Source organism: Actinomadura nitritigenes (genome assembly GCF_017573545.1).
GTDB lineage: Bacteria > Actinomycetota > Actinomycetes > Streptosporangiales > Streptosporangiaceae > Spirillospora > Spirillospora nitritigenes.
In genome coordinates, this window is record NZ_JAGEOK010000007.1 from 210,114 (window position 1) to 233,591 (window position 23,478).

21 protein-coding genes are annotated in these 23,478 nt (G+C 73.1%); 7 read left to right on the forward strand and 14 right to left on the reverse strand.

Annotated features, from left to right (window positions below; genetic code table 11):
- Positions 1–29: 29 nt before the first annotated feature.
- Entirely contained in the window at positions 30–1,154 is a 1,125-nt protein-coding gene (locus J4557_RS12680; RefSeq protein WP_208266688.1) for an alkaline phosphatase family protein, read from the reverse strand.
- 7 nt (positions 1,155–1,161) lie between these two features.
- A complete protein-coding gene (locus tag J4557_RS12685) occupies positions 1,162–1,743 on the reverse strand; it encodes a DUF5998 family protein (protein WP_208266689.1) in 582 nt (193 codons plus the stop codon).
- A gap of 122 nt (positions 1,744–1,865) precedes the next feature.
- Between J4557_RS12685 and J4557_RS12690 the strand changes: the two genes are divergently transcribed.
- A complete protein-coding gene (locus J4557_RS12690; protein ID WP_208266690.1) occupies positions 1,866–2,195 on the forward strand; it encodes a hypothetical protein in 330 nt (109 codons plus the stop codon).
- Here the strand turns inward: J4557_RS12690 and J4557_RS12695 are convergent.
- The gene (locus J4557_RS12695) at positions 2,192–4,645 is read right to left on the reverse strand and encodes a bifunctional acetate--CoA ligase family protein/GNAT family N-acetyltransferase (RefSeq protein WP_208266691.1); all 2,454 of its coding nucleotides are present in this window, start codon (positions 4,643–4,645) and stop codon (positions 2,192–2,194) included. The two genes, J4557_RS12690 and J4557_RS12695, sit on opposite strands and share 4 nt — an antisense overlap.
- Positions 4,646–4,809: 164 nt before the next feature.
- Between J4557_RS12695 and J4557_RS12700 the strand changes: the two genes are divergently transcribed.
- The gene (locus tag J4557_RS12700; RefSeq protein ID WP_208266692.1) at positions 4,810–5,733 is read left to right on the forward strand and encodes a carbohydrate kinase family protein; all 924 of its coding nucleotides are present in this window, start codon (positions 4,810–4,812) and stop codon (positions 5,731–5,733) included.
- A 266-nt stretch (positions 5,734–5,999) separates the two neighbouring features.
- On the opposite strand, the gene J4557_RS12705 is transcribed toward J4557_RS12700, so the two are convergent.
- A complete protein-coding gene (locus J4557_RS12705) occupies positions 6,000–7,025 on the reverse strand; it encodes a LysR family transcriptional regulator (RefSeq protein WP_208266693.1) in 1,026 nt (341 codons plus the stop codon).
- A gap of 183 nt (positions 7,026–7,208) precedes the next feature.
- On the opposite strand from J4557_RS12705, the gene J4557_RS12710 reads away from it, so the two are divergent.
- Together J4557_RS12710 and J4557_RS12715 are read left to right on the forward strand one after the other, a co-directional pair.
- Positions 7,209–7,418, forward strand: a complete 210-nt coding sequence (locus J4557_RS12710; RefSeq protein ID WP_208266694.1) for a hypothetical protein — start codon at positions 7,209–7,211, stop codon at positions 7,416–7,418.
- 1,137 nt (positions 7,419–8,555) lie between these two features.
- Entirely contained in the window at positions 8,556–9,461 is a 906-nt protein-coding gene (locus tag J4557_RS12715) for an NADP-dependent oxidoreductase (RefSeq protein WP_208266695.1), read from the forward strand.
- A gap of 62 nt (positions 9,462–9,523) precedes the next feature.
- Here the strand turns inward: J4557_RS12715 and J4557_RS12720 are convergent, their stop codons facing one another.
- A complete protein-coding gene (locus tag J4557_RS12720) occupies positions 9,524–11,617 on the reverse strand; it encodes a RecQ family ATP-dependent DNA helicase (RefSeq protein WP_208266696.1) in 2,094 nt (697 codons plus the stop codon).
- A gap of 124 nt (positions 11,618–11,741) precedes the next feature.
- Between J4557_RS12720 and J4557_RS12725 the strand changes: the two genes are divergently transcribed.
- The 3 genes from J4557_RS12725 to J4557_RS12735 are packed head-to-tail and all read left to right on the forward strand — an operon-like array spanning position 11,742 to position 14,682.
- Positions 11,742–13,136: a threonine/serine exporter family protein gene (locus J4557_RS12725; protein WP_243775648.1), complete on the forward strand. Its 1,395-nt coding sequence runs from the start codon at positions 11,742–11,744 to the stop codon at positions 13,134–13,136.
- Positions 13,137–13,191: 55 nt separating this feature from the next.
- Positions 13,192–13,518 carry a DUF8820 family protein gene (locus J4557_RS12730; protein WP_208266697.1) on the forward strand — a complete coding sequence of 109 codons (327 nt, stop codon included), beginning with the start codon at positions 13,192–13,194 and terminating at the stop codon, positions 13,516–13,518.
- 12 nt (positions 13,519–13,530) lie between these two features.
- Complete coding sequence (locus J4557_RS12735; protein ID WP_208266698.1) at positions 13,531–14,682, forward strand: DUF6745 domain-containing protein; 1,152 nt, start codon at positions 13,531–13,533, stop codon at positions 14,680–14,682.
- Between the two features lie 120 nt (positions 14,683–14,802).
- On the opposite strand, the gene J4557_RS12740 is transcribed toward J4557_RS12735, so the two are convergent.
- From J4557_RS12740 to J4557_RS12780, 9 genes are all read right to left on the reverse strand, one after another.
- Positions 14,803–15,189, reverse strand: coding sequence for an ATP-binding protein (locus J4557_RS12740; RefSeq protein WP_208266699.1), 387 nt, complete (start codon positions 15,187–15,189; stop codon positions 14,803–14,805).
- A 270-nt stretch (positions 15,190–15,459) separates the two neighbouring features.
- Positions 15,460–16,314, reverse strand: coding sequence for an STM4011 family radical SAM protein (locus tag J4557_RS12745; RefSeq protein ID WP_208266700.1), 855 nt, complete (start codon positions 16,312–16,314; stop codon positions 15,460–15,462).
- Entirely contained in the window at positions 16,314–17,606 is a 1,293-nt protein-coding gene (locus tag J4557_RS12750; protein ID WP_307799716.1) for an STM4012 family radical SAM protein, read from the reverse strand. Before J4557_RS12750 ends, J4557_RS12745 begins: the two co-directional genes overlap by 1 nt.
- Positions 17,603–18,403, reverse strand: coding sequence for an STM4013/SEN3800 family hydrolase (locus J4557_RS12755; RefSeq protein WP_208266702.1), 801 nt, complete (start codon positions 18,401–18,403; stop codon positions 17,603–17,605). Before J4557_RS12755 ends, J4557_RS12750 begins: the two co-directional genes overlap by 4 nt.
- Entirely contained in the window at positions 18,391–19,476 is a 1,086-nt protein-coding gene (locus J4557_RS12760; RefSeq protein WP_208266703.1) for an STM4014 family protein, read from the reverse strand. Before J4557_RS12760 ends, J4557_RS12755 begins: the two co-directional genes overlap by 13 nt.
- 22 nt (positions 19,477–19,498) lie before the next feature.
- Positions 19,499–20,473: an STM4015 family protein gene (locus J4557_RS12765; RefSeq protein ID WP_208266704.1), complete on the reverse strand. Its 975-nt coding sequence runs from the start codon at positions 20,471–20,473 to the stop codon at positions 19,499–19,501.
- A gap of 102 nt (positions 20,474–20,575) precedes the next feature.
- Positions 20,576–21,391, reverse strand: coding sequence for a MetQ/NlpA family ABC transporter substrate-binding protein (locus tag J4557_RS12770; protein WP_208266705.1), 816 nt, complete (start codon positions 21,389–21,391; stop codon positions 20,576–20,578).
- Positions 21,392–21,423: 32 nt separating this feature from the next.
- On the reverse strand, positions 21,424–22,080 hold the full coding sequence (locus tag J4557_RS12775) for a methionine ABC transporter permease (protein WP_208266706.1): 657 nt from the start codon (positions 22,078–22,080) through the stop codon (positions 21,424–21,426).
- On the reverse strand, positions 22,077–23,165 hold the full coding sequence (locus tag J4557_RS12780) for a methionine ABC transporter ATP-binding protein (RefSeq protein WP_208266707.1): 1,089 nt from the start codon (positions 23,163–23,165) through the stop codon (positions 22,077–22,079). The genes J4557_RS12775 and J4557_RS12780 overlap by 4 nt, the downstream gene beginning before the upstream one ends.
- Positions 23,166–23,478: the final 313 nt, after the last annotated feature.

Below are 23,478 nucleotides of genomic sequence, written 5' to 3' on the forward strand. Positions count from 1 at the left end.
GGGGGGCGGGCGGCGGGACGGCGGCGCGGTCAGGGACGGGTCGCCGTCAGCAGCGGGACGATCTGCTCGGCCGCGACGAGCGAGCCGTGCATGCCGACCATCCGGTTCAGCCAGGGCTCGCGCTCGGACGCCACGATCGCCAGGCCCCCGTGCGGCACCGCGATCACGTCGCCGATCCGCTCGGCCATCCCCGGGGCGAGCGGGCCGAACCAGCCGTCCGCCACCGCCTTCTCGCGCGGCACGACCCACGCCCGGTCGCCGACCAGCGCCGTCCACGCGGCGAGGACGTCGTCATGGGCGCCCGGTTCGCTGTACACGTACCGGCTGCGCGCGTCGCCGCCGAGCAGTGCCACGCCCTCGCCCAGTTCGGGAACGGTGTCGGCGTCGATCCGTTCCACCGGGTCCACCATGCCGTGGTCGGCGGTCACGTACAGCGCCGAGCCCGGCGGCAGGACGCCGGCGAGCTCCTGCACGAGGACATCGACGAACCGCAGCTGGTGCCGCCACTCGGCGGACCCCACCCCGAACCTGTGGCCGGTCGAGTCGAGATCCGGATGGTAGACGGTCACGAAGGACCGGTCGCCGCGCCGCAGCGCCCGCTCGGCCCGCCCGACGAGCTGGCCCAGGCTGTCCGCCGCGACGTAGTCGGCGCCGCGGGTCGTGGCCCGGCTGAGCGGCGAGTTCCGGTACAGGCCGAGGGACACGTAGGCGGCCGCGACGCCCGCCGCCGCCGCCCGCTGGTAGATCGTCGGCGCGGGCTGGAAGCGCTCCGGGTCGACCGAGTCGTCCCGCCAGCGCAGGCAGTTCAGCAGCCGTCCCGTGCCCGGGATCGCGACCTGCACGCCCAGCAGGCCGTGCCCGCCGGGCGGCAGGCCGGTGCCGAGCGACCCGAGGCTGGTGACGGTCGTGGCGGGGAACCCCGCGGTGATCGGCCCGCCGCCCATCGCCGTCAGGTACGGCGCCTCGTCCGGGTGGGCGCGGAGCTGCTCCCAGCCGAGCCCGTCGATCAGCAGCACGCAGGCGCGCGGCAGCGCGGGCAGGCCGAGCGCGTTCGCCGCGTCCGGGACGCCCAGCGCGGCCAGCACCGAGACCGGGACGTCGGCGAGCGCGCCCGTCCCGTACCGCGGCACGGGCGGCGCCGGCGCCCCGCTCACCGGCCGCTCACCGCGCGGTCGCCGCGGACAGCTCCTCGGCGAAGGCCAGCACCTGCGCGACGGCGTCGGCGCCGTCGGCGGCCTCGCTCACCCGCAGGGACAGGTCGTCGGCGGTGACGCTGCCGGTGTAGCCGTGGTCGGCCTCGCAGTTCTCGTCGCCGCAGGTCGCGGGCTCCAGGTCGATGTGCGCGATGGCGCCCCACCCGATCGTCAGCACGACCTCCGTCGGCGGCACCCCGGGCACGTAGGAGGCCGGGTCCGGGACGACCCGCGTCACCGCGACCGACTGGACGCGCTCCAGCTTCACCGCCTCCGTGGTGGTGGACGCGTGCGGGCGCTCCATGCCCTCGCCGGGCGGGTGCTCGTCGGTGTGGCACACCAGCAGCCGGCTCGCGGACAGCACCAGCACGGTCACGTGCCGCCGGACCTCCATCGCGGGATCGAACGTCGCCTCGTGGTGCACGACGTACGCGACGACGCGGTCGTCCCCTATGGCCGACTCGACCGCGTCCGCGACCAGGGCCGGGTAGTAGCCGCTGCGCTCGATCGCCGTGCGCAAACCATGCGCGGTCGCTCGGGTTTCCCTCATGCCCCTATCCTGCCCTGTCCGGGGCGGGACGCGCACATGCCCGGCGCGGCGGGAGATCACCGGCACGGCCCCGCGGCGCGGGCCGCACGGGTACCCGCCGGGCACGCGGGTACGGGGAGCATATGGACGAGAAAGAGCCGCTGCCGACCCCGCAGCCGGTGCCCCCGCCGACACCGGACCCCACCCCCGCGCCGGAACCGCTGGTCCCGCCGACCGAGCCGCCGCCCGGCCCGATGCCGGGCCCCCCGCCCCGGCCGCCGGGGCCCATCCCGCCGGGGCCCGCGCCCGACCCGGTCCCGCCCGGCCCGCCACCGGAGCCGACCCCGCCGGGTCCCGCGCCGCAGCCCACGCCGCCGGCGCCGGACCCCGACCCGGTCCCGCCCGGCCCCGAGCCCGACCCGATCCCGCCGACCCCGGCGCCCAGCCCGCCGCCGCCTCCCGGCCGGCCCTAGAACTGCCGGAGGCGCCGAGGGCCCAGCTCCGTGCGCGGACCCAGCGGACGTTCCAGGCGGAGAGCGACGCCGCGCACCGCGACGCCGGACACGTCCGCCATGACCGGGTCCAGTTCGAGCCGCGCCACCTCCGGCAGGTCGTACCCGAGTCGGGACACCCGCAGCAGCAGCTCCTCCAGGGCCGCGACGTCCACCGGCTGCGCGCCGCGATGGCCGAGCAGCAGCGGCGCCGTCCGGATCGCCCGGATCAGCTCCGCGGCCTCCACGTCGGTGAGGGGCCCCAGACGGTAGGCGCGGTCGTCGAGGAGGGCCGCGGTCTCGTCGGCCAGGCCGAAGGAGACGACGGCGCCGAACGACGGGTCCTCCATGGTCACGACCCGCGTCGGCACTCCCCCGCCGGCCGCGTCCCCCGAGACCTCGATGCCGTAGCAGCCGAGCAGCTCGGCGGCCTGCTCCGGCGTGGCCTTCACCGGATCGCCCGTCCCGAGCCAGTCCTCGACCAGCGCCCGCGCGCGCTTGCGGTCGATCCCCTCCAACTCCGGCACGCGGCCCGCCGGCGTCCGCCGCCACTGCGCGTACCGGACCACGTAGGCCAGCGCGCGGACGGCGTCCTCCGGCGCGGCATAGGACGGCACCGAGCCCTCCGCCGCCGTCCCGTCCGGGCCGGTGATCCGCAGATCGGCCGGCATGCCCTCCGACCCCAGGTAGGTCGCCACGATCGGCTTGCTGCCGCCCGCCGCCAGCCGCAGGATCTTCTCCGGGACGCGCACGTCGTACCCGCCGATCGTGGGCGGGGTGAACAGCGCCACGATCGCGTCCACGGAATCGTCGGCCAGCGCCTCCGCCAGCGCCGCCTCGTAGTCGTCGGCGTCCGCGCGGGGCCCCAGGTCGACCCGCGGGCGGACCTCCAGGCCCAGCGCGGCCGCCGCGTCCTGCGCCAGCAGCCCCAGCGAGTCGGAGTTGTCGATGATCGCGATCCGGTCGCCCGACGGGAGCGGCTGGTAGGCCAGCAGCTGCGCCACGTCGAACAGCTCCGCCAGGTCCTCCACCCGGATCAGGCCGGCCTGCTGGAACAGCGCGCTCACCGCGTGGTCGGGAAGCGTCAGCGCGCGCGCCGCGTGCCCGATCGGGACGCCCTGCGTGCTGCGGCCGCTCTTCACCGCCACGATCGGCTTGCGGCGGCCCAGCCTGCGCGCCAGCCGCGCGAACTTGCGCGGGTTCCCCAGCGACTCCAGATAGAGCAGCACGGCCTTGGTCGCCGGGTCCTCCTCCCAGTACTGCATCAGGTCGTTGCCGGACACGTCCGCCCGGTTCCCCGCCGACACGAAGGTCGACAGGCCGAGGCCGCGCTCCGCCGTCCGCTGCAGGATCGCGATGCCGAGGGCGCCCGACTGGGAGAAGAAGCCCACCGGGCCCCGGCCCGGCATCGTCGGCGCCAGCGTCGCGTTCAGCCGCACCTCCGGGTCCGTGTTGGCGATGCCCAGGCAGTTCGGGCCGACCACCCGCATCCCGTAGGCGCGGGCCAGCCGCACCAGCTCCTCCTGGTCCGCACGCCCCTCCGGACCCGTCTCGCCGAACCCCGACGACACGACGACCAGGCCGCGCACGCCCTTCCCCGCGCACTGCTCCACGACCTCGCGGACCGCGTCCGCCCGCACCGCGACGACCGCGAGGTCCACGTCGTCGGGAATGTCCAGCACGGACGCGTAGGCCCGCACACCAGCCACCGCCGTCGCCGTCGGATGCACCGGGTACACCGGCCCGGTGAAGTCCCCGCTCAGCAGGTTCCGCAGGACGGTCTGCCCCACGCTGTGCTCCGCGCGGCTCGCACCGACCACCGCGACCGACGAGGGGAACAGCAGCCGCTGGATCGACCGCGACTCCGCCCGGTGCTCGCGCGCCGCCATCACCTCCACCGACGTCTCCGTCGGCTCCAGGTCCAGGACGAGCTCGATCACGCCCTCCTCGAACCGCTGCTCCGCCCGGTAGCCCGCCTCGCGGAACACCCGCGTCATCCGCCGGTTGTCCGGCAGCACGCTCGCCACGAACCGGCGCACGCCCCGCTCCCGCGCCGCCGCCGCGATGTGCTCCAGCAGCACCGCGCCCAGCCCCCGCCCCTGATGGGCGTCCTCCACCAGGAACGCGACCTCCGCCGTCTCCGGCCGGTCGTTCAGCAGGTCGTACCGGACGACCGCCACCATCTCCTCGCCGATCGTGGCGATCAGCGCGACACGCCGGTCGTAGTCCACTCCCGTGAAGTGCTCGACCTCACGGTCCGTGAGGTAGGGGCGCGGCGAGAAGAAGCGGTAGTAGATCGTCTCCGGCGACAGCCGCGCGTAGAAGACCCGCAGGAGATCGGCGTCCTCGCTCCGGATGGGCCGCAGATGCGCCGTCCCGCCGTCGCTCAGGACGACGTCGGCCTCCCACTGGTCCGGATAACCCTCGGTCACGTACCGAGCGTAAGGCACGCGGCGCCGGCGGCACGCTGAGGGAAAAACCAGGGTTCCCGGGTTTCGCTGCGCGTTCGAGACCTAATCGGGGGCCAAGAGCTGTTACCGTCGTTCCACGCCCTGAAGCCGCTCGCGCGGGCCGTGTTGATCGAGGTGATGACTCCATGACGCGCGTGGTCGTGGTCGGCGATCTCATGACAGACACCGTGGCTCGTGCCGCGTACCCTTTGGCGAAGGGCAGTGACACGCCCGCCGCCGTGACGACCCATGGGGGAGGATCGGGCGCCAACGTCGCGTCCTGGCTCGCCCTGGAGGGGATCGAGGTCGCCTTCGTCGGCCGCCGAGGCTCCGACATCGCGGGCCGCAACCGGGACATGGAGCTGATGGGGTACGGCGTCGACGCCCGCCTCGTCATGGACCAGGAGCGCCCCACGGGCACCTGCGTGGTCATGGTCACCCACAAGGGCGACCGCACCATGCTGTCCGACCCGGGCGCCAACGCGGCCCTCCTCCCCGAGGACATCGAGCGCTGCAAGGACCTGTTCTCGCAGGGCACCCACCTGCACATGTCCGGGTACTCGCTGATCAACGAGGGCTCGCGCAAGGCCGCCATCCACACCCTCGAACTCGCCCGCCAGGCGCAGATGTCGGTGTCGGTCGACGGCGGCTCGTCCTCCCCGCTCAAGCGGATGGGCGCCGAGCCGTTCCTGGAGTGGACGCAGGGCGCCCGTCTCCTGGTGGTCACCGGCAAGGAGGCCGAGATCCTCACCGGCCGCGAGAACCCGGCCGCCGCCGCCAAGGTGCTCACCGCCTGGTACCCGCAGGTCGTCATCAAGGTCGGCGCCGACGGGGCCCTCTGGTACACCAACGGCCGCCCCGAACCCGTCACCGTCGCCGCCGAACCGGTCGAGAAGGTCGTCGACGGCACCGGCGCCGGCGACGCGTTCATCGCCGGGTTCCTGCCGCCCTGGCTGGACGGCAAGCAGCCCGCCGACGCCCTCACCGCCGGCTGCCGTCTCGCCGCCCAGGCCACCCAGCACCTCGGCGCCCGCCCGTCCCTCGACGTGGTCGACAACCAGATCAAGTAAGGGTGTTGGCCAAGGGGGCGCCCTGTTGATCCAGGGGCGACCTCGTGGAACCCCCGTCGCGGCTGGCAGGCTGTTTCCGCTCCGCTAGCGCTCCGCGGCATAACAGCCTGTCCGCCGTCGGGCATGCCTGCTCCGCTCGCTGCACTCGCTCCGCGTGCCCGCCCGTGGCGATGGCTGGGCTCTACTCCTCCGCGCCCTTGTCCAACCACCTCCCCGCACCCTCGCCCGCCCGGCCCTCCGCACCCTCGCTCGATCGGCTTGGCGGGTCAGGCCAGGGGGGTGTAGGTGCGGACGTCCTCGTGGACGGCGGCCCAGAGGCGGTTCAGCGGATGGCCGGCGTCGTAGCGCTCCAGGTCGGCCCGGCGGACGAAGGCGCCGGTCATCAGCTCGGCCTTCGGTTCCAGGTCGTCGTGCAGTCCGATGGCGCGCAGCGGGACGGCGTCCGGGTCGTCGCGGCCCGCCATCCCGCGCCCGATCGAACCGGTGACGATCATGCAGCCGCGGACGAAGCCGGAGCGCAGCAGGGACAGTCCGTAGTGCACGTCGTCGATGTCAGCAACGACGTTCAGCCGGTCCCGGAACGCGGGCCCGTACCAGGTGGCCAGCAGATCGGCGACCAGGCCGGCGGGCGGCAGCACCAGCGGCACGCGGCCCAGCCGGCTCGTGCGGACCGGTCCGTCGGGCAGTTCGCTCTCCGGCAGGTTGGTGAGCAGCAGCGCCTGCCCGCGCGCGTACTCGATGACCTCGTACTCCTTCAGCCGCTCGTCGCCCTCCGGCGTGCTGACGATGCTGCCGCACACCAGGTCGACCTGCTTCGTCTCCAGCCGGGACCACAGGTCCTTCGTGCGGACGTGCGCCACCTTGAACTCGACCTCGCGCTGGCGGAACTCCTCGGACACCCGCGCCCAGGCCCGCGACACGATCGGCAGCGTGAACTCGGTGGTGCCGACCGTCAGCATCCGGCCCAGGCGGCGGCGGCTCCAGTGGATCGACTCCAGCCAGTTCTCGATCGTCGTCCGCGCCAGCTCCACCGTCGTCTCGCCGGTCGGCGTGAACAGGAAGTCCTTCCCGCGCCCCTGCCGGACGGTCAGCACCTCCCCGCACAGCGCCTGGCTGTTGCGGTTCAACGTGTCGAGCTGCTTCTGGACGCTGGACTGCTCCCGCCCGAGCGCCCGGGCGGCGCGCAGCGCGGACCCCGTCTCGTGCACCACCAGCAGCGTGCGGAGCTGGTCGAACGTGGCATCCAGCAGACCGGGCGGGCAGTCGAGGAGCGCGTCGAGGGTCGATGACACGGGGAGGGACACTACTACCTGCCTCCTTCGTCCCGCCGAAATGGCCGTCCGTTCATCTGAGCGGGAAATGATGACATTTCCCGCTGAACTTATCTCAAGATGTTCTCTCAAACAGCTGGACAGGGTTTTCTAACCTCTAGAACACTTTCTCCCGTTGCCACCCGTACCCGAGGAAGCAGATCCGTGACGCCGACCGCCCCCGCGCCCTCCGTCCCGTCGACCGACGGCGAGCCGCCGGAGAAGATCGCCGTCCCGGTGCTGCCCTCGGCCGCCCCGCAGCATCCGGGCGACCGGCTCGTGTACTCGGGAGTGCGGGACGAGCCCGCCGGGCGGCGCAGCCACCGGCCCCGCCCATCGGGCGGCGGCCGCCGAGGCCTCGGGGTCCACCCCTAGAGGCCGCATCGACCCCGGTTCGCCGCGGCTCTTCTCCGCCGCGGCGCCCGGACCGGTCGCCGGTCCGTGCGCGGGGCCGCGCGCACGGGCCGGTCCACCATCTCCGCCCGCGCCTACAGGGGCGCGCGGGCGGCGTCCTCGCGGTCATGGCCGGGCCGCTCCCCGCCTCACCCGCGGGCCCGGCCGACCAAGAGAACGACCACCCGCCTCACCGCCCCGAACAGGTACTCCTTGAACAGCGCCCTGCCCCTCCTGGCGCAAGGGTTCGCCGTAGGCCAGATCCCGGCAGGCGCGCCCGGCTGAGAAGCACTCCCCCAGCCTCCCCCTGGAGCGGCGCCCATCGACGGCGCCTACCCAGGACACCAGCCAAGGTGGGCATCGAGGGCACGCGTCCGTGGCGGAGGACGTGGAGCGAGGGCGGGCGTAGAGAGCCGGCGTCAAGAGCGCCCGAAGGCGGGCATCCGTGGCGAGGGGAGAGGCGCGGCCCCAAGGGCGGGCGTCGAGAGCCGACGTCAAGGGGCGGCGCCGAAGCGCCCGCCGAAAATGGGCGTAGAGGGTCGGCTTCGCGGGTCGACGGCGCCGCGGGTCGACGGCGCAGGTCGGCACCACAGGCACCCGCCGAAGGCGCCAGCCGAGGGGCGACGACTAGTGCGCCCGTCGAAGCTGAATGTCCGTGGCGGGCGTCAAGGGTCGACACCAAGGGCGGGCGTCAAGAGCCGACGCCAAGGGGCGCCGCCGAAGCGCCCGCCGGAAGTGGGCTCCGGGGCGGGGACGAGGGCCGGGGGGCGAAGGTCGGCGTCAAAAGGCGCCAGCCGAGGCGGGGGCGAGGGGCGACCTCAGGGGCGCCCGTCGAAAGTGAACGTCCGTGGCGAGCGCCAAGGGTCGGCGCCGAAGCGTCCGCCGAAGGTCAACGTCGAAGGTGAGGGTCCGTGGCGGGCGTCGAGGGTCGGCGTCGAAGGTGGGCGTCCGTGGCGGGGTCGAGGGTGGGGGCGTGGATAGGGGGTTGGTTTCGTTGGCGGGTCGGGTGGGACGTTCGGGGTTGCGGGGGAACAGAGCGCGCGTCGTCCGGCTTGCCACCTACGCCGGCGGTGAGCGCCCGGACCGGGCGCCCGCACACGACCGAAGGAGAGAGCCGTCATGCGTGCTGTCATATTCGCCGAGTACGGTGCCCCATCCGTCTTGGAGGTGGTGGAGACCGAACGGCCCGAGCCCGGGCCCGGACAGGTGCGGGTGGCCGTCCGCGCCGCCGGGGTGAACCCGATCGACGTCAAGCTGCGTTCGGGGATCATGTCGGGCGGCGAGTCGCTCGCGGCGCCCCGTGCCCTCGGCTTCGAGGTCTCCGGCGTCGTGGACGCCGTGGGGGACGGGGTCGCGGACGCGGCGGTGGGCGACGCCGTCGCGGGGTGGCCGGTCGGCGGCGGCTACGCCGAGTACGCGCTGATGTCCGTCTACGCGGCGAAGCCGGACGCCCTGACCTGGGAGCAGGCGGCGGTGCTGCCCGTGGCGGGCGAGGCGGCGGTGCGCTCGCTGCGCGCGCTCAAGATCGACCGCGGGGAGACCCTGCTGATCAACGGTGCGTCCGGCGCCGTGGGCGCCCTCGCGACGCAGATCGCCGTTGCCGACGGCCTCACCGTCATCGGCACGGCGGGCGCGGCGAACCTGGACCGGGTGCGGGCGTTGGGGGCGACCGCCACCACCTACGGCCCCGGCCTGGCCGACCGCGTTCGCGAGTTGGCACCGCAGGGGGTGGACGCGGTGCTGGACGCGGCCGGGCACGGGGCGCTCCCGGACGCGATCGCCCTGCGCGGCGGCGTGGACCGCGTGGTGACGATCGCCGACCCCGCCGCCTTCGACCTGGGCGTGCCGTTCCTGTCCGGCGGCCCGGAGGACCAGACGGCGGAGGTGCTGCGCACGCTGCTGGAGGCGGCGGTGCAGGGGCGGATCACCCCGCCCGCGCCTCACGGCATGGCGCTCGACCAGGCCGCGCAGGCGCACGAGCGGGTGGAGAAGGGCGGAGCGGGGAAGATCGTGCTGATCCCCTGAGGCGCCGCCCGCCGGTGCCATGGCGGGCGGCGCCCGCCATGGCTCTCTGCCCGGAGGGCGGGTCAGTTGGGGGTGGCCAGGGTGAGCGGGAGGATCGCCTGGGCGCCCGCTTCTCTCAGCAGGCGGGTGGCGACGGTCATGGTCCATCCGGTCTCGATCCGGTCGTCGATCAGGAGCAGGGGGCCGGCCGCCTCCTTCGCGGCGACGGCGACGGGCTCGGGCAGCGCCAGCGAGTTCCAGACCGAGCGGAGGCGCTGGGCGCTGTTGTGCCGGCGCGGGACGGGCTCGCCCACGGGGACCAGGTCGCCCAGGTAGGGCAGGCGGCCGATCTCCGCGATGCGCCGGCCGAAGGTGCCGACGAGGCGGGGCCGGGAGCGCGAGCCGATCGTGACGACGCCGGCGGGGCGGGCGGCCCAGTCCCACGCGGCGAGGACCTTGACGACGGCGTCCACCATGTCGGCGGGGACGTCGGTGTCGCCGGCGGCGAACAGCTCGCGGAGCCGGTTGCCCCAGCCGATGTCGGTGAGGCGGCCGAGGGCGCGTCCCGTCTCCGCCTGCAGATCCGGTCTGATGCGGCCGGAGACGCCGAGGTCGTCCTTGACGCCGGTGGGCCACATGCGGCGCGGGGCGATGTCGACGCCGGGCCGGTGCAGGCGGTCGCGGGCACGGGTGGTCCCCTCGTCGGTGACATCGGCGGGCCAGTGCTCGCCGGTGCAGTTGTCGCAGCGCCCGCACGGCGCCGCGGCGGGGTCGTCCAGCTGCCGGCGGAGGAACTCCTCGCGGCAGGCGCCCGTCGTGATGTAGTCGAGCATCGCCTGCTGCTCGCGGCGGCGTTCCGCCGTGACGCGCTCATAGCGCTCACGGTCGTAGGCCCACGGGAGACCGGTGGACGTCCAGCCGCCCTTGACGCGGCGGACCGCGCCGTCGACGTCGAGGACCTTCAGCATCATCTCCAGGCGGTTGCGGCTCAGGTCGACCCGCGGTTCCAGCGCGCCGGTCGACAGGGGGCGGTCGGCGGCGTCGAGGACGTCGAGGGTGGCGCGGACCACGGGTTCCGGCGGGAACGCGAGGCTGGCGAAGTAGGCCCAGATCTCGCGGTCCTCGCGGCCGGGCAGCAGGATCACCTCGGCGCGGTCGACGCCGCGCCCGGCGCGCCCGATCTGCTGGTAGTAGGCGACCGGGGACTGCGGCGCGCCGACGTGCACGATGAAGCCGAGGTCGGGCTTGTCGAAGCCCATCCCGAGGGCGCTGGTGGCGACGAGGGCCTTCAGCCGGTTGCCCTGGAGGTCCTGTTCGGCCTGGAGCCGCTCGGCCGGCTCGGTCTGGCCGGTGTAGACCGCGACCTCGTGGCCCCGGTCGCGGAGGTAGCCGGTGATCTCGTGGGCGGCGGCGATGGTGAGGGTGTAGATGATGCCCGATCCCGGCAGCGACGCCAGGTGCTCGCCGAGCCACGCGATGCGCTGCTCGGCGGTGGGCACGGAGACGACCGCGAGGCGGAGCGAGTCGCGCTCCAGCGGCCCCCGCAGCACGAGGGCGTCGTCGCCGGCGAGCTGCTCGGCGACGTCCTGGGTGACGCGGGCGTTGGCGGTGGCGGTGGTGGCGAGGACGGGGATGCCCGGCGGGAGCTCGGCGAGCAGGGTGCGCAGCCGGCGGTAGTCGGGACGGAAGTCGTGCCCCCAGTCGGAGATGCAGTGCGCCTCGTCGACCACGACGAGCCCGGCGCCGGCGGCGAGCCGCGGCAGGACCAGGTCGCGGAAGTCGGGGTTGTTGAGCCGTTCGGGGCTGACCAGCAGGACGTCGACCTCGCCGGCCTCGACCTCGGCGAAGATCCGCTGCCAGTCCTCGGTGTTGGCGGAGTTGATCGTGCGGGCGTGGATGCCGGCCCGGTCGGCGGCCTCGATCTGGTTGCGCATCAGCGCCAGCAGCGGTGAGACGATCACGGTGGGGCCGGCGCCGCGCTCGCGCAGCAGCCGCGTCGCCACGAAGTAGACGGCGGACTTGCCCCACCCGGTGCGCTGCACGACGAGGGCGCGGCGCCGGTCGACGACGAGGGTGCGGATGGCCGTCCACTGGTCGTCGCGGAGCCTGGCGTGCTCGCCGGCGAGGGCGCGCAGGCACCGCTCGGCGTCGTCGCGGAGTCCGTCGGGAGTGCTCATGCCCCCTTTGGTACCAGCGGCGGCCGAGCACTCGCACCAGAACCTCGTTCTGTGGATAACCGTGCGCCGACCCGGCGGTGACGGTCGGTGGTGCCATGGGTAGCCTGCCTTGAAGATCGGTTTCATGGCGGAAGGACACCTGCGGGGGATGGGCGCGGCGGAACGCTTGCGGCGGACGTGGCATGTCCTGTGGGACGGGTCACCGCCGGAACCCCTCGAGGACGAGCCGAGCGAGGTCGTCGACCCGCGCGCGGTGGATCTCGTCCTTCGCGTCGGCGAGCTCCTCCTGGCCAGCGGCGAGACCACCGAGCGCGTGAACGAGGCCATGCTGGGCCTCGCGGTCGCCTACGAGCTCCCCCGCTGCGAGGTCCAGGTGACGCTCACCAGCATCCTGGTGTCGTCCCACCCCGGTAAGGGCGCGCCTCCGGTGACGGGATCGCGGGCCATCCGGCGCCGCACGCCCGCCTACTGGCGCCTCACCAAACTGCACGCCCTCGTCCAGGAGGCGTCCATCGGGATGCTGGAACTGGACGAGGCCCACAAGCTGCTCGCGGAGATGAAGCGGGGGCGGGGCCCGTACCCGCCGTGGCTCATCGTGGCGTCGCTGGGGCTGATCGCCGCCTCGGCCAGTGTCCTGTCGGGCGGCGGTTTCCTGGTCGCGGGAACGGCGTTCGTCGCCACCCTGCTGGGCGACCGGACGGCCGCCGCCCTCGCCCGCCGCGGCATCGCGGAGTTCTTCCAGCTGACGGTGGCCGCCGCCATCGGCGCCGCCGCCGCGGCCATCGTGGTCGCGGCGGGCAACCCGCAGCACGCCTCGACCATCGTCACCGGCGCGATCCTCGCCCTGCTGCCCGGGCGGCCCCTCGTGGCCAGCATCCAGGACGGCATCACCGGCGACCTCGTCAGCGCGGCCGCGCGCGGGCTGGAGGTCTTCTTCATGATCGCGGCCATCGTCGCGGGTCTCGGCGCGGTGGTGTACGTCGCGGTGAACGTGAACGTGCCGATCGACGTGAGCCACCTGCCCACGGCCCCAGTGACGCTGAAGCCCGTCCAGCTGATGGCGGCCGCCGCCGTGTCGGTGACGTTCGCGGTGTCGCTGGCGGCGCCGCGGGACGTGCTCCTGGCGTCCGCCCTCGGCGGCGCGCTGATCTGGACGATCTACGTGCTGCTCCGGGGATGGAACGTTCCGCCTGTCTTGGCCTCGGCGATGGCGGCGATCGTCGTGGGCGTGCTGGCGAACTGGCTGGCCCGTCGCCACGGCGCGCCCGTGATGCCGTACGTCGTGCCGGCCATCGGGCCCCTGCTGCCGGGGACGGCGCTCTACCGCGGCATGGTCGAGCTGAACACCGGTTCCCCGCAGTCCGGAGTGCTGAGCCTCATCGGCGCCCTGTCCGTGGCCCTCGCGCTCGGCGCCGGCGTCAACCTCGGTGGCGAACTCGTGCGCGCGTTCCAGCACGTCGGGCTCACCGCGGGGGGACGCTGGACGCGTCCGGCGGCGCGCCGGACGCGGGGCTTCTGACAGCACGGCCTTCCCGACCCCCGAAACTGTCGGTGGCGGACGTTACCTTCGCGGCATGTACCGACAGGGAGACATCCTGATCCTGCCCGTGCCGGAGGCGGAGGTTCCGCAATCCGTGCGGGACCTGCCCCCGTCCCCGAGGGACGGCCGGGGGCGCATGGTGCTGGCGCTGGGCGAGGCCACCGGCCACGCGCACGCGCTCACGGCGCCCGGTTCGCTGCTGCGGGTCCCCGACCCGCTCGCGCCCGACCACCTGCACCTGCCGTCCGGCGGCCGGCTCGTGCACGAGGAGCACGCGGCGATAACCCTGCCCAAGGGCTGGTACAAGGTGATCCGGCAACGCGAGTACGTGCCGGGCTCCGTCCGGGTCGTGGCGGACTGAGGGGCGGCTTCGATGGTCACCGAGACGCGGCGCGAGCCGCACTACGTGGTCGGCGACTGGCAGGCGGACGCCTTCCGCGCCGATCCGGCCGACCGGGCGCGAGCGGAGGCGGGCGTGGCCGCCGCCTACGCGGACGCCGGCCTGGCCGCTCCCGAACGGTTCGTGTGGGTGCCCTCCCCCGCGCGCGGGGCCGTCGCGGCCGCCGTACTGGGCGGCCATGAGGCGGCGTTGCGCAAGGCCGGGCTGGACGACCTGTGCGACCGGGCCCGCGCCGACCTCGGCGAAGGCACCGCGGGGGCGAGCGTCCTGGCGGACGTGCGGACCCGTCCATGGGAGGCCGAGCGGACGGCGGCCTGCTCCGAACAGGGGCCGGAGCAGTGGCCGCGGACGTGGGCCGAGACCGGCGGGCTCCTCTGGAACCAGGTCCAGTCGCTGGTCACCCGGGTGCGGGGCGCCATCGGCGAGCAGGCGCGGAGCCGGTCGGCCAGGGCGGGCGACCCGATGCCGACACCAGAGGAGAACGCGGCCGAGAGCATCCTGCGCGCCGCGACGCTCGACGCCGTCCTCGGCCAGCACGACGCGCCGTGGCTGGCGCTGTTCGAGTCGGTGGGCCGGTTGGACGGGCCTTTGGCGGGCCTGGCGGAGGCGGCCCGCTCGTCCGGCTGGTGGTGGCCCTACGAACGGCTGGCCATCATGTCGGAGCGCCCCTGCGAGCTGCACCGCGACGAACCGGGGCGGCTGCACCGCGGAGACGGCCCGGCCCTCGCCTACCCCGACGGCTTCTCGCTGCACGCCTGGCGGGGCATGCCGATCCCGCCGGATTTCGTGGCCTCCCTCACCGGCCTCACGGCCGACCGCATCTCCGCCGAGGAGAACGCGGAGCTGCGCCGGGTGATGCTGGAGATCTTCGGCTACGACCGGTACCTGGCGGAGACGGGCGCGCGGCCCCTGCACCAGGACGAGACCGGCGTGCTGTGGTCCATCGACCTGCCCGGGGACGAGCCCGTCGTCATGGTCGAGGTGGTCAACTCCACGCCCGAACCGGACGGCACGCACCGCACCTACTACCTGCGGGTCCCGCCGTCCACGCGCACCGCGCGCGCGGGGGTCGCGTGGACGTTCGGCGTCGACGAGGCCGACTACCGCCCGCAGAAGCAGACCTGACCTCTGGACGGCCTCCGGCGGGCCCGCGCCGTCCGTCCTCGTGGCGGGAGCCCCTTGGTAGCACTTCCCCTGTCACCAAGGGGCGCCCGCCCGCTCCCGCCCGCCCGGTCCGTCGAGCGATCACGTTGTCGCGGCCTGGGCCCAGGTCACCTTGCCCTCACCGGTGGGCCGCCAGCCCCAGGAGCGGGACAGGGCGCCGACGAGGAAGAGCCCTCGGCCGCTTTCGGCCTGCAGGTCGTGCGCGGGCTCGACGGGTCCCTCGGGGTTGTCGTCCCACACCTCCACCATGGCCGTCTTGTCGTCCGGCAGGTACAGCACCAGGGTGACGGTGCTGGCGTGACGGATCGCGTTGGTGACGAGTTCACTGGTGATGAGTTCGACGTCGCCCGTGGCGTCCGGGCGGTCCCAGCCCTCCAGCGCGGCGCGGACGACGTCGCGCGCCGTGCGCACCGACGTGTCCGCCGGCTTCAGCGCGAGGAGGAAGTGGGGGCGTTCGAAGTAGTCCACGGCATCGCCTAACGGTCGCCTGCTATCGCCAGCATGCGCCCTCCAGGGCGGTCGTGCACGGGAACCGCTCCCCATGTCATGACCGTCCGCGCGGCTCGACCACCGCCTGAGTCGTTCACTGTTCGCAGTCATTCAGCTCCGTTTAGTGACCATGCGGGACCATCCACAGAGTGGCGGCACGGACGGAGATTTGCAAGGCGTCCGCGAACGCCCGTCCCGTCCGCGATCGGACAGCGCCGGGGCAGGTCGCAGGGGTGGGTCACCTCGCGGCTACATATCGCCGAGCAGGGCGGGGATGCGTTCGAGGACGCCGCCGGCGAAGGTGTCGTAGAGACCGAGCGGCTTGAGGTGGACGTAACCGATGTGACAGTCGCACGTGTCCAGCGGGCAAGGGCGCGGGACGAGGGCGTCGCGGAACGAGCCGTCGTAGAGGTTGCCCAGGACGGCCGGCACGAAGTGGCAGCGGCGGACCGTCCCCTCGCCGTCGACCGACACGACGGTCTCACCCGTACGGCAGGCGAGCCCGCGGCTGGCGTGCGGGTGCCGGCTGACCGGGAACAGCGGATCGAGCGCCGTCCACGCGGCGGCCTCCTCGTCGCTGTAGGCGCGCCCCTCGGCCGCGTTGACCCAGAGGTAGGTGCCGGGCGGAAGTTCGGCGCGGAGGCGGCGCGCCGCCTCCAGGTGGCCGGGCTCCCCGACGATTCCGACGCTGTGGCGGACGCCGCGGTCGGTCAGCTCTCGGCACTTGTCCAGGAAGCGGTCGTAGGAGACCTGGCCGGGGTGGTACGTCGCCCAGAGGGCGAGCTTGGACAAGTCCGCCTCGGACGTCCACGACACGCGGTGGCTGAGGTTCGTCTGGATCGCGACCCGCTCGACGTGCGGCAGGTGGCTCAGTTCCGTCAGCGCCCGCCGGTACCAGGACCTGACGAGCCCCTCCCCCCACGGCGTGAAGAGGACGGACACGCGGTGCTCCTGCCCGGCCACCCACGCGGTGAAGCGTTCGAGGGCCGCACGGTCCGCACGCAGCTGTTCCGGCGTATCGCGCCGCTTGGCGAACGGGCAGTAGGGGCAGTCGTAATCACAGCTGGCGAGCGGGCCCCGATAGAGGATCGTGAGGTGCCGCATCAGCGCGCCTCATAGGAGGCCATCAGTTCCGTGACGCGCCGGGAGAAGAGCCCTGGCCCGATCGCGTCGGAATGGGCGAGCCCCTCGGGCGTGAGTCTCAGGACCGTCTCCGTGGTCTCCAGCCAGCCGAGGTCGTCGAACGGCGCCAGTTCCGCGGCGAAGTCGGCGCACGGGTCGGTGCCGAAGCGGGCCTTGTAGGAGTCCCGGTCGAGCCCGCCGGCCTGAAGGAGCGACTGGAGGAGATGGCGGCGGCGCCGCTCCCCCTCGTCCAGTTCGAATCCGACGCGCGCGGTGGTGAAGTCGTCTTCACGGACGTAGCCGTCGATGATGGAACGGACGTGCCGCTGCTCGACCGCGTACTCGAACGAGTAGTGCATGCCGGCTGTGTACGAGCGCGCTCCTGATCCCAGGCCGACCATCCCGTCGGTCTGGCAGCAGTATTCGGTGCCGCCGGTCGCGCCGTTCGGCAACCGGAACATGCGCATCGAGACCTGCTCATAGCCTTCGCCCAGGAGATGGTCACGGCCGAGCCGGTAAAGGGCGAGGCGCTGGTCGTCCCAGTCCTGCGCGCGGCGCCCCAGTCCGGTCAGGGGGCGGACATAGAGCGGGTAGAGGTAGAGCTCCTCGGGACGCCATTCCAGTGCGGCGTTCAAGGAATGGAGCCATGTGGCGGGCGTCTGCCCGTCGATGCCGTAGATGAGGTCGATGTTGAGCGTCGGGAAGCCCACGGCGCGGATCCGGTCGAGAGCCGCCTCGACCTCCGCGCGCTTCTGCGGGCGGACTGCGGCGCGGGCCTCCTCGTCGATGAAGCTCTGCACCCCGATGGACACCCGGGTGGTGCCGCGTTCGGCGAGGACGGTCAGCCGGTCGGTGGTCGCGGTCGCCGGGGACGTCTCCACGCCGAGCGGGATCTCGCCGAATCCGGGGAACCTGCCGGCGATGCCGCAGAGCCGTTCCAGTTCCGCCGCGGTGAAGTAGGTGGGCGTTCCGCCGCCGAAGGCCGCGGTGGCGAACGACGCACCGCCCCCCAGCGCTTCCAGTACGGCGGTCGCTTGACGGTCGAGGGCGTCCAGGTAGGCGCCGGTCAGCTCTTCGGGGGCTCCCGTCCGCGTGAAGAGGTTGCAGAAGCCGCACCGCATCTCGCAGAACGGCACATGCATGTAGAGGAAGAGCGCATCCAGCGGTTCCCCCGCCCACACCTTTCGCAGTGCGGGTTGCGGCGTCAGCGGGCGGTAGGCGGTCTTGTGCGGGTAGGCGTATACGTACGCCTGGTACGGCCCGGTGGTGGTCACGATAGAACGAACTCCCCGTACGGAACGGTCCACACGACTTCGTGGCCGATGCGGTGACCGGTGTGGCCGTCCTCCCCGTACGCCGTTCCGTGGTCGGAGCAGACGATGACGAAACACGGACGGCGCATCAGGTCGAACAAGCGCCCTATATGAGCGTCGACATGGCGGAGGGCGGAGGCGTGACTGGCGCGGGTGTCCCCGTGCGCGCGCGTACCGCCGTCCAGGTAGAACCAGTTGGGCTGGTGCAAGGACGCGACGTTCAAGAGCAGGAACAGACGACGATCGGCAGGCAGCCTCGCCATGACGTCGGCGATCCGGTCGAGCTGGTTGGGCAGCGAGGCCGGATCCGTCACTCCGAACCCGGGTTCCCAATGGCTCTCGGCGAAGAGCGACGGCAGCGCGGAGCCGAGCGGTGTGCGCTTGTTGAAGAAACCGACGCCGCCGACGCACACCGTGTGGTAACCGGCGGACGCGAGCCCGGTGGGCAGGTCGGCGGCGTCGAACGTCCATGTTCCGGTGCCGGTCGTCTCGCTGCCCGGGAACGCCCCCGCGAACAGCCGCGGGTGGGGGCCCGGGGACGCGGGCGTGGGCAGGAATCCGGCCAGCATCGCGGTGTGGGCGGCGTAGGTGAAGCTGCCGGGTGTGTGGCGGCGCTCCCAGCGGCCGCCGGGCAGCAACGAGGCCAGGGTGGGCGTCTCGCCGGCGGCCGCCAGTTCGGCTGCCACGTCGTAGCGCAGCGTGTCGAGCGTCACCAGCAGCACGTCGTGGCTGCCGATGACCTCGTTCATGTCGTACATACGGGGGCGATCTCCGGCAAAGCGGCTCTGACCTGGGCAGTGTAGGTGTCCAGTCCCTCGGCCGGGCCGCCGGTCAGACCCGTGAGCCCGGGGATCAGATCGCCGAAGGCGTTGACCTCGCACACGGCGAAGCGCCTCATGCCCCGGAGTACGAGCAGGTCCACTCCCACCATCGGACTTCGCGGGAAGCAGGCGGCCGCCCGCGCGCACACGTCGAGCGCCCGCCGCCATCCGTCCGGCCCGAGCGCGCGCCGGACCGCCACCGCATCGCCCCTCGTTCCACCGAGATGCAGGTTGGTCATGGGGTTGCGGCTGGTCCGTGCGACGACATGCGTAGGCGTGCCTCCGATGACGACGACCCTCAGATCGAACACGCGCCCGCCGAGCGACGCCTTGGGCAGCCACCGCTCGACATGCAGCCCGTCGGGCGCGAGCGCGTCGATGAGCGCCGCGACATCCTTCTCCGTCTCGTACGCGCGCACCCGCAACGAGTTGAACAGGCCGCCCCCGCTCATGGCGGTCGAGGTGTCGGCCCTTACGCGACCGCCCGGTGCCGTCTGCAAGGCGACCACACCCGCCGCCGACGAACCGTGCGCCGGCTTGACGAAGACCCTCCGCTCCCCCAGCTCGTCCATGTGCGCGCGCAGCTCCTCGTAGGAGCGCACCGGTGGGAGAGCCTGTGGAACCGGCACGCCGTCCTCCGCCATCCGCGCGTGCGACCGCCGTTTGTCGAACATGACCGCGATCTCCTCGACGTCGCCGAGAAGCCGTGCGCCCGCGCGCGCGGCGGCGTCCTGGAGACGGTCGAGCGCCGCAACGAAGGTCGAGTACCAGCGCGCGCCCCCACCCACACGGGACGGGTCGCCGGGGCCGCGCAAGAGCGCGTCCGCCGCCGGGTCCTCCCCGGGGGAGTCGATGCGCAGTACGTCGCCCGGAGCGAGGACGACGTCGGCGCCGCGCAGCACGTCCGTCCAGGCGATGAGCCGCGGCTCGGGCAGTCCGCAGGACCGGCATGCCTGCGCGAACAGCGCGGGACGCCGGTCGCCCGGCGTCCCGACCACGACGAACCTCATCGGCCCACCGCTGAGCGAACGTTCACTCCGACACCGCGATGTAGCGCCACTCGCCGTCCGGCTTCTCCTGCTCGCTCAGGTCGACCTTGACCCCGGGGAACGCGGCCTTGACCCGCTCGACCATGGCGTCGGACAGGAAGTGGTGGTGCAGGTCCAGCTTGCGCAGGTGGGTGAGGGGCTGCCCCGAAAGCAGCGCCTCCGCGCCCTGGTCGGTGAGGATGCCCATCGCCAGGCTCAGGGACTCCAGCCGCGCCACGACGGGCGCGCCCGCAACCGCCGCGGCGATCTCGTCCTGGATCTGGCTGTCCTCCAGGCCGAGGTGCCGCAGGGCGGGCAGCCGCTCGCCCGACAGCAGCGGCGCCAGGTCCGCGACGGTCGCGTCACCGCCGTAGTCGTCCTCCCCCAGCCACAGGTCGAGGTGCTCCAGGTTCGGCAGCTCGCTCGCCCCCACGGCCTGGACGACCCGCGCCGGGAGGCCGCCCGACTCGAACCGCAGCACGCGCAGGTGCGTGCTCTTGATCGGGGACAGGGAGAGGCCCTGCGCGCCGCGGATCTCGAAGCGCTCCAGCTCCGGGAACGCGGCGAACAGCGGCGAGATGTCGCCGTGCTCGATCCAGGAGATCTCCGACTCCTCACCGGTGATGTCGCCGAGGAAGAGCGACGTCAGCCTCGGGAAGGCCGCGGCGTTCTCGGTCAGCAGCGCCACCGGGTCGGACTTACTCTCGTCGTAGGACGCGCCCCAGTAGCCGACGATGAGGGCCGTCACCTCGGTGGTGTCGACCGCCTCCAGGAACCGCGCGAACGTGTCGGAGAACGGCTCCTCGTCGAACATCGTCCCGACGTACCAGGCGGCCTCGCCGGCGGGCGGGAGAGCCTCGTCGGTCTCCTGCCCGCCGGTCGCGCCGTCCTCGTCGTCCTCGTCCTCCACCCCCGTCTCGCAGTCGAAGGTGGCCACCGGAAGTCCGGCGTACTCCTCTAGATGCTGATGAACGCCCATGGGTCCCTTTCGGAAGATCGTCGGCACCATGTCCTATCAGGACCGACGGACAAACCGCGGCGATTCCGGCGCACCGCCGCCCCCCGGGCGCTCCGGAGCCGCTCAGGACGCCATCAGCACCGAGCCCTTGTACTTGTCCTGCACGTACTTGCGCACCTCGGGGCCCCGCAGAAGCTGGACGAGCTTCTTCACGCGCGGGTCGTTCGCGTTCTCCGGCAGCGTGACGATGCCGTTGGCGTAGGGGTTGCCCTCCGGCTTCTCCGCGACGAGGGCGTCCTTGACCGGCGACAGGTTCGCCTCCAGCGCGTAGTTGCCGTTGATGACCGCGGCGTCCACGTCGTCGAGCGAGCGCGGCAGCTGCGCGGCCTTCAGCGGCTTGAACTTCAGGTGCTTGGGGTTGCTCGCGACGTCCTTCTCCGTGGCGCTCGTGGGCGCGCCCGCCTTCAGCGTCAGCAGACCGTTGTCGGCGAGCAGCTTCAGCGAGCGCCCCTCGTTCGCCGGGTCGTTCGGCACCGCCACGGTCGCGTTCTGCGGGATCGCCTGCAGGCTCTTCACCTTGCTGGAGTACAGGCCGAGCGGCTCCAGGTGCACGGGCGCGACGAACGTCAGCTTGGTCCCGGCCTTCTTCTCGTACTCCTCCATGAAGGGCACGTGCTGGAAGTAGTTGGCGGTGACCTGCTTCTCCTTCAGCGCGGTGTTGGGCTGCTGGTAGTCGTCGAAGGTCACGATGTCCAGCTTCAGCCCGGCCTTGGCCGCCAGGTTGTCCTTGACGTACTTCAGAATGTCGCCGTGCGGGACGGGGTTGACCGCGACCTTCAGCGGGGCGTCCGGATCGTCGGACGCGCCCGAGGAGCCGCAGGCCGCGAGGCCCGCGACCAGGCCGACGGAGGCGAGCGCGATGGTGAACTTGCGAAGCACGAAGAGTGCCTTTCTGTGCGGTGAGAGCGGTGTCACTTGTGGGAGAGGCGGCGGGCGACGAGGTCCCCGACCGCCTGGATGATCAGGACGAGGACGACGAGCAGCAGCACGGTCGCGACCATGACCTTCGTCTCGAAGCGCTCGTAGCCGTAGGTGACGGCGAGGTTGCCGAGCCCGCCGCCGCCGACCGTGCCGGCCATGGCGGTGTAGCCGATCAGCGCGATCACGGTCACGGTCAGCCCGGACACCAGGCCCGGCCGGGCCTCGCGCAGCAGCACCTTGCCGACGATCTCGCGGCGGGTCGCGCCCATGGCGTCCGCCGCGGCGACCACGCCGGGGTCGACCTCGCGCAGTGCGATCTCGACGAGCCGGGCGTAGAACGGGATGGCGCCGACGGTCAGCGGGACGATCGCGGCGGCGTTGCCGATGCTCGTGCCGACGACGATCCGGGTGAACGGGATGATCGCCACCATCAGGATCAGGAACGGCAGCGACCGGCCGATGTTCACGACCACGCCGAGGACCCTGTTGACCGGCGGGGCGGGCAGCAGCCCGCCCCGCTCGGTGACCACCAGCAGCACGCCGAACAGCAGCCCGAGAACGGCGGTGAACAGCGTCGCGACCCCGGTCATGTAGAGGGTCTCCCGGGTGGCCGGCCACAGCAGCGGCATGACCTCGTCCCAGCTCATCGGGCGTCCTCCTCGGCGGGCGCGGTGGTGGTCGGGGCGGCGGGCGCGGGCGGACCGGCGGGCGCCTGCGGGCCTGCGGGCGGCGCCGCAGTGGTGGTGGTGCGCGTCCGTACCTCGACGGCGAGGCCGGACTCGCGCAGGAACGCCAGTTGCGCGGCGTTCACCGACGGGTCGCCCGGCAGCTCGAGCTGCAGCCGGCCGACCCGCTCGCCGCCGACCGTCTCGACGGCGCCGCCGAGGATGTTGACGTCCAGCGCGTACTTGCGGGCCAGCGCCGAAACGAACGGCTGGTCCGTCGCGCCGCCCACGAAAGTGACCTCGACGAGCGTCGTGCCGTCGCGCGGTTCGGCGGGCGGCAGCGGGAACAGCCCGCGCGCCAGCTCGGACCCGGGACGCGCCAGCAGCTCGGTCACCGGCCCGGACTCGGTGAACCGGCCCTCGCGCATCACCGCGGCCGAGTCGCAGATGCGCTTGACGACGTCCATCTCGTGCGTGATCAGCAGGACGGTGAGGCCGAGGCGGCGGTTCAGGTCGCGCAGCAACTCCAGGATCGACGCGGTGGTCTCCGGGTCGAGCGCGGAGGTCGCCTCGTCGGACAGCAGCACCTTCGGGCGCCCGGCGAGGGCCCGCGCGATGCCGACGCGCTGCTTCTGCCCGCCGGAGATCTGCGCCGGGTAGGCCTTCGCGTGCCCGGTGAGGCCGACCAGGTCGAGCAGCTCGGCGACCCGCTCGGCGCGCTCGCGCCGGGGGACGCCCATGACCTCCAGCGGGAACGCGACGTTGCCGGCCACCGTGCGGCTGCCGAGCAGGCCGAAGTGCTGGTGGATCATGCCGATGCCCTGCCGGGCGCGGCGCAGCTCGGCGCCCCGCAGCGCGAGCAGGTCGCGCCCGCCGATCACGACGCGGCCCCCGTCCGGGCGGTCCAGCAGGTTGACGCAGCGCAGCAGGGTGCTCTTGCCGGCGCCGCTCGGGCCGAGCACGCCGAAGACCTCGCCTTCGCGGACGGTCAGGTCGACGCCGTCGACGGCGGTCACCTCGCGCCCGCGGGCGCGGTGCACCTTCCTGAGTTTTTCGATCTGAATCACAGAGAATCATCCGTGCGGACGGGCGCCGCCCCTGGTCGGGGGCGGTGCGGGGGTGGACGGGGCAGCTCTGGTACGCACCTGATCAGGTGCCGCGGCGTCCGGTCGTGCGGGAGCCGGGCCCGGCGGGGATCGGACGGCCGGCGCCGGCGGTTATCCACAGAACGCGGTTTCACTTCCACGTCCGGGACGGCCGCCCGACGATGTCCTCAGCGGGTCCGGCCCTGCAGGCCGGGTCCGGTGGAGGCGGCCTCGCGCTCGATCGGGCGCGCGGCCGGTCAGGTCCGACCGGGGGGATACGGGGCGTGGCTCAGCA

Bases quoted from the DNA above. Each gene is read 5' to 3' on its own strand.
- J4557_RS12775 (WP_208266706.1), bottom strand. From the start codon at position 22,080: ATGAGCTGGGACGAGGTCATGCCGCTGCTGTGGCCGGCCACCCGGGAG.
- J4557_RS12715 (WP_208266695.1), top strand. From the start codon at position 8,556: ATGCGTGCTGTCATATTCGCCGAGTACGGTGCCCCATCCGTCTTGGAG.
- J4557_RS12690 (WP_208266690.1), top strand. From the start codon at position 1,866: ATGGACGAGAAAGAGCCGCTGCCGACCCCGCAGCCGGTGCCCCCGCCG.
- J4557_RS12700 (WP_208266692.1), top strand. From the start codon at position 4,810: ATGACGCGCGTGGTCGTGGTCGGCGATCTCATGACAGACACCGTGGCT.
- J4557_RS12765 (WP_208266704.1), bottom strand. From the start codon at position 20,473: ATGGGCGTTCATCAGCATCTAGAGGAGTACGCCGGACTTCCGGTGGCC.
- J4557_RS12720 (WP_208266696.1), bottom strand. From the start codon at position 11,617: ATGAGCACTCCCGACGGACTCCGCGACGACGCCGAGCGGTGCCTGCGC.
- J4557_RS12725 (WP_243775648.1), top strand. From the start codon at position 11,742: ATGGCGGAAGGACACCTGCGGGGGATGGGCGCGGCGGAACGCTTGCGG.
- J4557_RS12735 (WP_208266698.1), top strand. From the start codon at position 13,531: ATGGTCACCGAGACGCGGCGCGAGCCGCACTACGTGGTCGGCGACTGG.
- J4557_RS12760 (WP_208266703.1), bottom strand. From the start codon at position 19,476: ATGAGGTTCGTCGTGGTCGGGACGCCGGGCGACCGGCGTCCCGCGCTG.
- J4557_RS12755 (WP_208266702.1), bottom strand. From the start codon at position 18,403: ATGTACGACATGAACGAGGTCATCGGCAGCCACGACGTGCTGCTGGTG.
- J4557_RS12730 (WP_208266697.1), top strand. From the start codon at position 13,192: ATGTACCGACAGGGAGACATCCTGATCCTGCCCGTGCCGGAGGCGGAG.
- J4557_RS12745 (WP_208266700.1), bottom strand. From the start codon at position 16,314: ATGCGGCACCTCACGATCCTCTATCGGGGCCCGCTCGCCAGCTGTGAT.
- J4557_RS12685 (WP_208266689.1), bottom strand. From the start codon at position 1,743: ATGAGGGAAACCCGAGCGACCGCGCATGGTTTGCGCACGGCGATCGAG.